This is a genomic window from Myxacorys chilensis (genome assembly GCF_059505265.1).
The window spans coordinates 1-9,997 of the sequence record NZ_JCACKG010000116.1; the positions used below are offsets into that span (position 1 = coordinate 1).

Sequence of the window (9,997 nt, forward strand, 5' to 3'; positions counted from 1 at the left end):
AGACAGCCGATCAAATTTGTTAACTCACAGGGTCTGATGATCTACAACTGTAGTATTTAGCATTTCTAATGCGAGGAGAGACAGACATTGTTCGGAACTTCTTAGTCGAAACGTTGGCGCTTCAGAGTCAAGAACGGCACGTGAACTGCTTTAAGCCGGGACAGGGGCTAATGCCTGCGAGTTTCAAGGTGCAAACTGTTAACGGTCAAGAACAATTGATTGCAGATTTTGGCGAACAAGCGATCGGGCGAGTCACGCCGATTGATTCCTGCTTGTGGTGGGTGATTTTGCTCCGAGCTTACATCAAAGCGACTGGCAATAGTCAGTTAGCTGCTGAACCAGATTTTCAACATGGCATTCGATTGATTCTTGATCTTTGTTTAGCAGCTCGATTTGATCTGTATCCAACGCTGCTCGTTCCAGATGGCGCATTTATGATCGATCGCCGCATGGGGGTTTACGGGTGCCCTTTGGAGATTCAAGTGTTATTCTATGCCATGCTCAGAGCAGTACAAGAGCTATTGTTGCCGAATGATCAGAACTCGTTCTATTTGAACGCGGTAGGAGAACGGCTCAATCATTTAACTTATCACTTACGAGAGTATTACTGGCTTGATTTCAAACACTTGAATGAAATTTACCGCTACAAAAAAGAAGAGTTTGGCGATCGCGCTGTTAATCAGTTCAATATCTATCCAGAGTCGATTCCACAGTGGCTCATCGAGTGGCTTTCTGAAACGGCTGGATATTATGCCGGAAATTTGGGATCGGGATGGATAGATTTTCGCTTTTTCACGTTAGGCAACTTAATGGCTGTGATCACCGGATTAGCAACTCACGAGCAGTCTCAGGCAATCCTGAATCTGATTGAACAGCGCTGGGATGACCTGGTTGGACAAATGCCAATGAAAATTTGTTTTCCGGCATTAGAAGATTTGGAATGGAAAATTCTGACCGGGTGTGATCCTAAAAATGTTCCCTGGTCGTATCACAATGGCGGAAATTGGACGGTTCTGCTTTGGATATTAGCAGCAGCGGCAGTCAAAGCGGACAGAAGCGAATTAGCTCAAAAAGCAATCACGATCGCTGAACGTAGCCTTGAGGTAGATGAGTTTCCAGAGTACTACGACGGTCGATACGGTCACTTGATTGGACGGGAAGCTAGAAAACATCAAACTTGGACGATCGCGGGTTACTTAGTCGCAAAAGCGCTAATGAGTAATCTTGAGCATCTATCACTTATTTGCTTCAGCTCTGAAAATACAGTGATGCCCTGCACTTGATGATTCAGTAGATTTTCTGCACAAATCGCTTTGACGAATAGGATTCGCAGCTACACAGACAAAGTGCGCGGAGACACACTGAGCAATTCAGAGTCAGAACGCGCAACTCAATCTGCTTGAAGCAATGATTACCGAGCAAGCAAATCTATTTTCTCGTACCGATTAGGTTACCTCTAACTTATCTAACAGTCATTCACAGGTGAACGAATAGACAGTATGTTGTGATTATCGGCTGATTTGAGCCTCATAAAATGATGTTCGTGATTTTTTGGAGGAACTCTCGTGCGACTCCGCAGACCAATTACCCCTTCTCATGAAGTGGAAACTGATTCAATAAATGACGTAACTAATCCCTCAAGCAAAGCGCCTTTAGTCTCCAAATTCCGCAAAACGCCTATTTTGATCGTTTCAGGAATTGCGATCGCAACTGTTTTAGGCTTTGTGGGTTACCGCTGGTGGTCTTATGCCTCAACGCATGAGTCAACCAATGATGCTTATGTCACAGGCTATCTTCATCCTGTGAGTAGCCGAATCTCAGGGACTGTGGTTTACGTCCATGTAGATGATAATCAAAAGGTACAAAAGGGACAAGTATTAGTTGAACTTGATCCCAAAGACTATCAGGTTGTTGTGCAAAATGCGCAAGCTGCATTAGAAAATGCCAAACGACAAGCCGGTGCAGCTCAAGCCACGATCAACCTTTCTTCTCAAACTGCACAAGCCAATACGACAGAGGCAAAAGGGGCAGTTGGAACTGCGATCGCGGGCATTTCCAGCGCTCAAGCAATGGTGAACCAAGCTCAAGCAGCAGTTGTCTCTGCTCAGGATCAGTTTGCTAAAGCTCAAGCGCAGGAAATTAACGCCAAAGTTACTGATCAGCGGTATGAGCAGCTTTATCAATCCGGTGCAATTCCAAAGCAGCAGCGAGATGATGCCTCGACCGCCTATCAAGTTGCTCAGGCACAAACGAAAACAGCGCAGCAAAGCATTGTAGATGCAAAAGCAAAATATCAATCTGCACTAGATGGAATTGATCAAGCCAAAGCAAATTTAGTTGATTCTCAGGGTAAAGTTCAGCAAGCACAAGCGAGCGGACAGCAAACCGAAGTTAACCGCCGCCAGTATCAGGCAGCGCAGGCACAAATTGCTGCCGCCACTGCGAATCTCAAACAAGCTCAACTGAATTTGTCTTATACCCTGATTAAAGCTCCAACGACAGGCAGAATTGGCAACAAAACGGTTCAAGTTGGACAGCGAGTCCAGCCCGAGCAACCCCTGCTTGCTGTCGTAGGTGGCAATAGCTGGATTGTTGCCAACTTCAACGAAACGCAGTTAAGTAAGATGCAGCCCGGGGAGATTGCAGAGATTCGTGTAGACACGTTTTCGGGCAAGACGTTCAAAGGGAGCGTCAACAGTCTATCGCCTGCATCTGGCTCGGATTTTTCTTTATTGCCACCTGACAACGCCACGGGTAACTTTACCAAGGTGGTACAGCGAATTCCAGTCAAAGTTACTTTTGATCCAAATAGTATTAAAGGTTACGAGAACCGCATCACGCCAGGAATGTCTGTTGAAGTGACTGTGAATACGGGAAGGTAAATTCCAGTTCATTTTATTCGATCGACTTTTCAGGTCATTAGAAGCGTTCTAGTGTCTATTTCCGGTGTTTTTATCGGAAATAGATGGCTGCAAAGTAAGCCGATAGGTTTTGATGCTATTTGGCGAATGGATAGGGAAGAGGAAACGATAATGGGCAAACTACAGGTGAAACAGTCCAGTAATGCTGTTTCCATAGCAACCTGGTTGGCAGTATTGGGAATGAACTTGGGTGCGTTGATGTCATCCTTGGATGTCACCGCCACAAATGCTTCGTTGCAAGACATGACGGGTGCCCTATCGGCCACATTAGATCAAGGCTCCTGGATTGCTACCGCTTATTTAATTGGCGAAATTATCGTCATTCCGTTAACGGGTTGGTTGGGCAGAATCTTTTCCACACGCTGGTACATGACGGCTAGCACAATCTTATTTCTAATTTTTTCCATTGCTTGTGCGAATGCTACCACGCTAGTTGAGATGATTGCCTTTCGAGGTTTTCAGGGATTTTTTGCAGGTGCATTCGTTCCGGTAGCAATGGCGTATGTCTTAGGTCATCTGCCTCCCTCAAAACACACGATCGGACTAGCAGTTTTTGGTCTGACGATTACTGCTGGACCTGCAATCGGACCCGCATTAGGGGGTTGGCTAACTTACAACTATAGTTGGCAATACATCTTCTATATCAACCTAATTCCAGGTAGTTTGATGCTAGCAACCTGCCTGTTTCTCATCGAACATGAACCTACGCACTTAAGCGAATTAAAGCAGGGGGATTGGACGGGCATATTAACAATGGCAATTGGTTTAACTTGTCTACAAACCGTGTTAGAAGAAGGAAACCGCAATCTCTGGTTTAGTTCACCGTTTATTGTACGTCTAACGGTAGTCGCAGTCATTTCCCTGTTTCTATTTTTGATCATTGAATTGAATAGAAAGCATCCCTTTATCAATCTACGTTTGATGCGGAGACGTAACCTTGCATTTGCTAGTATTATCAATTTCGTCGCTGGATGTGGTATTTTTGGTGCGATGTATGTGATGCCTGTCTACCTTGATTCTGTGCAGCGTTACACGCCCTATCAGGTCGGGTTGACTCTCATGTGGGTTGGACTGGGTTCAGTTTTGGTGATGCCGTTTCTGCCTGTAATTCAGTCTAAAGTTGATTCACGAATTATTGTTGCTATAGGATGTGCCATCTTTGCTGTTAGCAACTCCATGAATTCTCACATGAGTCTTCTATCAGGTACACCTCAATTAATGCTGCCGGAGTTTCTTCAGGGCATTGGTCAAAGTTTAATCACGATTCCTCTATCTGCTCTAGCAACTGGTGGAATTGAGAAGGAGCATTTGAGTGATGCCAGTGCGCTGTTTAATCAGGTGCGTTACTTGGGAGGGTCTTTTGCATCTGCCCTCTTTGCGACTTTGATTCAGCACCGTTCCGAATTCCATTATGATCGTCTGCACGGTGATGTTAGCCTTTACAACGAAGCTACTCAGCAACGGCTTCAAGAAATCAAGCAATACTTTATGAGTAAAGGCGCAGATGCAGCAACCGCAACTCAGCAAGCAATCGATGCGATCGCTCATGCTGTGCAGCAACAGGCAACCACGATGGCAATTGATGATTGCTACTACCTGTTGAAATTATTAATTCTGTGCAGCGCTCTTTCCCTAATATTTATGAGGAAAATGAAAGTAAAACAATAAGTCCTTGACCACCTTGGCGAATTTCAGCAAGTAGGGCTAGTGATGGATTGAGCGATTCGGGAGAGCGCCGTAGAAGCTTTTGTACACGTACCAAGCATCACCGACTAGCTCTAAGACAGCAATCAATACCCAAGCTGCTAAAGTGACGGTAATGGGAATACTAAGGTCGGGAAAGTTATTTTGTAATTCAATGATGCCAAACAGCAACAAAGAGAGTAGTGAAACTCCAAGCAGAAACGATAATCGAACGATCGCGAGAATAAACCGCCCCAGTTCTAAAATACGATCGTAGAGTATGACAAATTCCTCTAAAATTTCTTTCATATTATTGAGAAGCAGTAGAGTTTGCTGCAAGTGCAAACGAGCAGCTAGGGAAAATTGCTGTTGTTTTTCAGTCCATTCCTGTTCAAAGTTCTCTAATAGTTTCTCCATAAATACAGCTTGTTGAACATCAGTTGATAGGTAGACGGGAAAATCCTTCATTTGCAGCGGAACGAGATAACGAATGACCTCCACTAATATCCCGTCGAACCTACTTAATTCAGAGGGAAGTGTTTGAGTCAACTGAATAAGCCGTTCAATTTGCGTTTGCAAAATACGGTAGTCATCGAGTTGTCTTTGGTAAATTAACTGATTGGTCACAGTTAGGAAAACAATCAAGACTCCCAATAATGCTGCTAAAGATTGTGAAACAGCAGAGAAGAACTCGATTGCTGCAACTGGCTTTACCGTTAACCACGGAGCAGGCTTCAAGATAGCGAAGATCAGCATCACGACAAACAAACTGCTCATGATCCAGAACTGATGACGGCTTAAAGTAGTAGTAGAGAACCGCACCAAAGGCATATCGCTTAGTTGAACTAAGCGTTGCAGTTTTTGCAATGTTTCAGAACCCTGACGCGGTTGGGCTTTTCGCGGTAGCATATTTTTCACAACTGGGCTGCGTTAGTGTTAGTGTGAGCCTACTATAGAGAATTGCCTTCTCACTTGTCGTCCAACTGGTGTTGAAACTTTTGTACGATCGTAGGATGGGTACACCTATCAATCTTGCAGTGGAACATTAGCTTGAACTAAAGTTGGAGTTCGATCGCTTCAGAACAATTTGTCTAACCTTAGCCTGCTTAACTTGCTAATTGTCCCTGGTGTAATTCTCAAGCCAAATCTACAACTAAAAGTAATGCTTCAACGAGACACATTTGTTAAGTAGCAACCGAAGATGAACAATAAGAATTTCTGTGCTTAGCAATGATCCTGGACGCCTTTAACTGAGATGAACACTAAGGGATTAAGACAATGAACTTTAAAAGAATTCTAGTTACGATTAATCATTCTCTTCTAACCGCTACTGTGTTCGAGCGAGCATTAGATCTAGCTCAGAAAGAGCAAGCTAATCTCATGATCCTGCATTGCCTTGTAGATCCTGCTGAATCTATTTTACCGTTGGAACAAGGTGCTACTGCTGGTATTTATCCGATCGACGCTGGGTTTTCGCAATGGGTCTTCAATGAAACACTCCAGTCAGAAATTCAGCAATCAACCACTTGGCTGCAAGAGTACTGTCAAAAAGCGACGAATTTGAAGATTCCGACCGGATACCAGTATCAGATTGGTAATCCAGAAGTCATGATTTGCGCTGTTGCTCAACAATGGAAGGCAGATTTGATTGTGTTAGGTCGACATGATCAATCTGCGATTGCAGAGTTCTTTACGGGCAGCGTCAGCAATTATGTGATTCATCATGCGAGTTGCTCTGTGTTAGTGGTAAAAGACTCTGAACTCTCATAATTTGCGATCGTTAGCAAATATGAGTTCGGAATAAAGAATAGCTTGTCCTGTTTAGAGACTTTACAATTGTTCTCCGTACTGTCTAGCAATTAAAATTGCGGATACACAAACGAAGTACCCCCATTAAACACTGATGTAGAAAAACCTGCCTGCGCAGGTTTAGCTTGTGTAGCCGCAGATTCATTCCCCAAGCGGTTAGACTTAGCGAATCGTCGCCAATTTCTTCAACGCTTGCACTGTGCCTTGCCCCAACTGCCAAGTTTGCGTTTCTCCATTACTAAAACTCAATTGAACTTGTAGCGTTTGGTTGGGCAACTGAGCAATTTCGTTTTTTAGTGAAGAAATCTCAAACTGAGTAAACCCCGCATTGCAAAATGCCGGAGAACTATAAACTGGAGCAAAGGAATCAAAGTCGCCATCGTATGGCAAATCCCAAGAAAATGGATCATCAAACCAGTCAAAAGCTTCAAAATTCGGTTGTTCATAATAACCTGGACTGATTTCTTTCTCATACACAGGTTTTTCTGCGATTACTTGATTGATGGTCAGTAAGGATTGTCTGTTGTTCAATAGCTTCATGCGGGTTAAATCACTACCCGACTCAGAGAGGGCTTGATCTTTTAAGCAGTAATGGACACTGACCCGCAAATCATTGTTTGCTGGATTCTTGCTCCAAACGCTAAAGAACCCAAGCTTAGGATTACTAGCTTTGTAGTCTCGGTCTTTGACTGCATAGACTGAGCCAGTGTAGAACACTTGACTGTAAGGTGCTTGTTGAATTGAAGTCGCAGTCGAAGGATCTGCTGCATCAGCAGTAGGGACAATCGCATTACTTGCGACCGCTAGACTGCTAGCAACAACAATACTGGAAAGTTGAATCGGAATGATCTGTAAAGTAGATTTAAAGAAATTCATGATTATCTCCTAATACAGCAACATCAGTAACTGGATCAGATCCCAGTATTTTGCTCTGAAACGTCCGCCCATTCTTGAAAGTAACCGTCACAGTTTTAACACCATCGATAGCATGAGCGCTCGTGAAAATATGTCCGTTTGCTCGGTTAAAAAGCCTTACCCTATTTCTCGTTCTAGCTGTTGTTTGGGCGCTTTCGGTAAATCTAGTCCAAACAGTTGTGAAAGAACACTCTCCACATCAGCATCAGGGTTCTTTACAATACGAGTTGAATCAATGCGGACAACAGCTGAACTAACTTGATGCACTACGTTTGTAATGAAATTCTGGTCAGACGATCGCTTCATCTGAAGGGATGAAGCATTTAGAGGTTTGTAATCGCTTACATGATTGCTTAACACACCGATACTGATACCTGCTAACAAACCCGCAGCTAAAGACAGTACGCTTCGAGTTGCAAGAATTACATCCATGCAACAAAACTCCTGAACTGTTACGATTTTGAACTTAGAAGAAATAAGATTTACTGAATGTAGACTCCACCTGTCTGATCAATCCAGATCGATTGATTTCCGGGCGTGTCACTATTGGTTTGCTCTACTGCAACGGTAATGAGGTTACCAACAGCAGAAAGTTTATACTTCAAACTGACTTGAGGAGCTGTTGGGTAAACTAAAAAATTTGCAGGCAGTGTATTCGTACTGAGCATTGAATTGCTACTAGGTTAAATGACTTGAGGTTGATTCGTCGTAAGACCAAAATCTAGAGGAAAATCGGTTTGATTCAAGATCACAATTTGAATAGGATCGGTTGGATTAATCCGTGCTTTGGGCTGCCAAAACCCTGGGCGGTGAGTGCTAGCAGATATGTTCTGTGAAATTGATGGTGCATAATCTACGATCGCACCAGAAAAAATTGAAAGTGGAGCAGCTCCAACCAAAACAGAAACGAGTCTGAATTTCATCGAATAACAATCCCTAAATGATACGATTGCTATCTCAAGTATGTCTCCTCCAAACAAGATGACCAGCGAATATAGATAACTTAAGCAGAAAGTTAAAGCTAAATTGCTGTGAACACTTCTAACAATAGATCTGTTAAGAAATACTTGATTTCAAATTAGAATGTTAAAGTCTGTCTTAATATATTCAGTTTGGTTAAATGAACCAGGCATTATCATATGTCAGTTTCGACAAATTTTTTAACTCAGGTTCGCTCTTGTACTCTGGTAAAAAAGCTATCCTAGGTATTAAGTTTGTAGCAAGACATTTGTTAGCGAAACAAACGTTGTTTTCTAACTGCTGGGTTCAGAGATAATGTCAAGGAGTTCTCACCAGATGAAGCATCGTCCTCCTGGGTTAGTTCTGCTTGTGCTTTATAAGTCATGCTCAGCGATCGTACTCTTTGCAGGTGCGATCGCAATTTGGTTGGCTGGAGTTCGTCATCTTAATGTATCCGACTATGCCTTACCCAGTCATCGATTCATCATTTCTTGGGTACTTCAACACTTGGCACAGATTCCACCCCATACCTTGCAATTCGCGGCAGTTGCGGCTGGATTGTACGGCACCATATCGGCTGTAGAAGCAATCGGGCTTTGGCTCGGAAAACATTGGGCACGATGGCTACTGTTGATTGGCGTAGGAGCAAGTTTGCCGCTTGAAGTGGTGGAATTATTCCGTCATCCGTCCTGGATCAGATTGATTCTGCTCATTGCCAACAGTTTTGCTTTTTGGTATGTTCTTAGACGCTTTCCCCGATCGACCTGAATGAAACAAAAGACTTAATCGGAAATAAGAGCTGTTCAAGGGAGGAGCGGAGCGGGGGACCTTGACTTGGTTTCAAGCTAAGCTGGTGCCAACTGGCGATAGCTGAGACGGAAATTATGCAATCCACAAGCTGTTTCCATCACATCATCCACATAATGAGCCATCCGGTTGCGAAACTTGTCCACCACAATCTTGCACCGCTTGATGCCGCCAATCTGATGCTCAATCTCCACCCGCTCACTTGATAGTTCTCGATTCCGTTGTTTCTCTGCCTCAGTCAGTTCTCCGTTTCGCGGTTTCTTCTTCGGTTGAAACGTGGTTACTTCCTTGGGTTCATATCCTTGAAATCCGGTATCTTTCCAGAGCTTGCTCTTCGGTGGAAACTGGTAGTCTTCTTCATCACAAATCGCTTTGTCATGCTTTTTGCCCTCGTAGGTGTTGCTCAAAAACATCACCTTCCCGCGACGATGACTGATGACATTATTTTTGACCGTATGCGCCTTCTTTTTGCCACTGTAGTATTGCTTCTGGTCTTCCTTGTCCTTGGGGCGGTTGATGCGACGCTCAGTCCCATCAATGATGAACTCCAAACTTGGACACTGCTGCAACACGGCTCGGATAAAGCCGGAAATACACCAAAATGAACAGCAGTTTGTCTTCAATCGTGTTGAGCTGACTCTTGCGCCCTGCCCCATATTGGCGTCGTCGTGTTTTGCCTTGAATGTGGTGTTGCTGTACATAGTCCATCCAGGCTTGCTCGAACGGCTTAAGTAGCTGCTCAAATTCCTGAATTTTGAGACCCGTCAAGCTTTGAAACACATGAGGTTTATTTTGGATAGTGCGGTAGCTCAGCATGGCGATTCCTCAGTTCTCGAGCAGCAGAAACCCTGAAGTGACCCCTTTAGTTCGGACAGAAGCACAAAAGATTTAAGCGTATCTAC

At 43.8% G+C, this 9,997-nt stretch carries 12 protein-coding genes; 5 read left to right on the top strand and 7 right to left on the bottom strand.

The annotated features are described in order from the left end of the window. Positions 1-68: 68 nt before the first annotated feature. From AC5JLB_RS08585 to AC5JLB_RS08595, 3 genes are all read left to right on the top strand, one after another. The gene (locus AC5JLB_RS08585; RefSeq protein WP_495873410.1) at positions 69-1,283 is read left to right on the top strand and encodes a glycoside hydrolase 100 family protein; all 1,215 of its coding nucleotides are present in this window, start codon (positions 69-71) and stop codon (positions 1,281-1,283) included. Positions 1,284-1,565: 282 nt separating this feature from the next. Then, positions 1,566-2,882 (top strand): HlyD family secretion protein, encoded by a 1,317-nt coding sequence (locus AC5JLB_RS08590; protein WP_495873411.1) that lies wholly within the window; start codon positions 1,566-1,568, stop codon positions 2,880-2,882. A 150-nt stretch (positions 2,883-3,032) separates the two neighbouring features. Continuing rightward, entirely contained in the window at positions 3,033-4,589 is a 1,557-nt protein-coding gene (locus AC5JLB_RS08595; RefSeq protein ID WP_495873412.1) for a DHA2 family efflux MFS transporter permease subunit, read from the top strand. Positions 4,590-4,625: 36 nt separating this feature from the next. On the opposite strand, the gene AC5JLB_RS08600 is transcribed toward AC5JLB_RS08595, so the two are convergent. After that, a complete protein-coding gene (locus AC5JLB_RS08600; RefSeq protein WP_495873413.1) occupies positions 4,626-5,513 on the bottom strand; it encodes a hypothetical protein in 888 nt (295 codons plus the stop codon). A gap of 369 nt (positions 5,514-5,882) precedes the next feature. On the opposite strand from AC5JLB_RS08600, the gene AC5JLB_RS08605 reads away from it, so the two are divergent. Further along, positions 5,883-6,374, top strand: coding sequence for a universal stress protein (locus AC5JLB_RS08605; protein ID WP_495873414.1), 492 nt, complete (start codon positions 5,883-5,885; stop codon positions 6,372-6,374). A 201-nt stretch (positions 6,375-6,575) separates the two neighbouring features. On the opposite strand, the gene AC5JLB_RS08610 is transcribed toward AC5JLB_RS08605, so the two are convergent. From AC5JLB_RS08610 to AC5JLB_RS08625, 4 genes are all read right to left on the bottom strand, one after another. Beyond that, positions 6,576-7,289 (bottom strand): hypothetical protein, encoded by a 714-nt coding sequence (locus AC5JLB_RS08610; RefSeq protein ID WP_495873415.1) that lies wholly within the window; start codon positions 7,287-7,289, stop codon positions 6,576-6,578. Between the two features lie 156 nt (positions 7,290-7,445). Beyond that, on the bottom strand, positions 7,446-7,760 hold the full coding sequence (locus tag AC5JLB_RS08615) for a hypothetical protein (protein ID WP_495873416.1): 315 nt from the start codon (positions 7,758-7,760) through the stop codon (positions 7,446-7,448). Positions 7,761-7,810: 50 nt separating this feature from the next. Next, the gene (locus AC5JLB_RS08620; protein ID WP_495873417.1) at positions 7,811-7,996 is read right to left on the bottom strand and encodes a hypothetical protein; all 186 of its coding nucleotides are present in this window, start codon (positions 7,994-7,996) and stop codon (positions 7,811-7,813) included. A 15-nt stretch (positions 7,997-8,011) separates the two neighbouring features. Continuing rightward, positions 8,012-8,251, bottom strand: coding sequence for a hypothetical protein (locus tag AC5JLB_RS08625; protein ID WP_495873418.1), 240 nt, complete (start codon positions 8,249-8,251; stop codon positions 8,012-8,014). Between the two features lie 373 nt (positions 8,252-8,624). Between AC5JLB_RS08625 and AC5JLB_RS08630 the strand changes: the two genes are divergently transcribed. After that, entirely contained in the window at positions 8,625-9,056 is a 432-nt protein-coding gene (locus tag AC5JLB_RS08630) for a DUF2127 domain-containing protein (protein WP_495873419.1), read from the top strand. Between the two features lie 77 nt (positions 9,057-9,133). Here the strand turns inward: AC5JLB_RS08630 and AC5JLB_RS08635 are convergent, their stop codons facing one another. Together AC5JLB_RS08635 and AC5JLB_RS08640 are read right to left on the bottom strand one after the other, a co-directional pair. Beyond that, entirely contained in the window at positions 9,134-9,646 is a 513-nt protein-coding gene (locus tag AC5JLB_RS08635) for an HARBI1 family protein (protein ID WP_495873420.1), read from the bottom strand. Beyond that, complete coding sequence (locus AC5JLB_RS08640) at positions 9,630-9,911, bottom strand: helix-turn-helix domain-containing protein (RefSeq protein WP_495873421.1); 282 nt, start codon at positions 9,909-9,911, stop codon at positions 9,630-9,632. Before AC5JLB_RS08640 ends, AC5JLB_RS08635 begins: the two co-directional genes overlap by 17 nt. Positions 9,912-9,997: the final 86 nt, after the last annotated feature.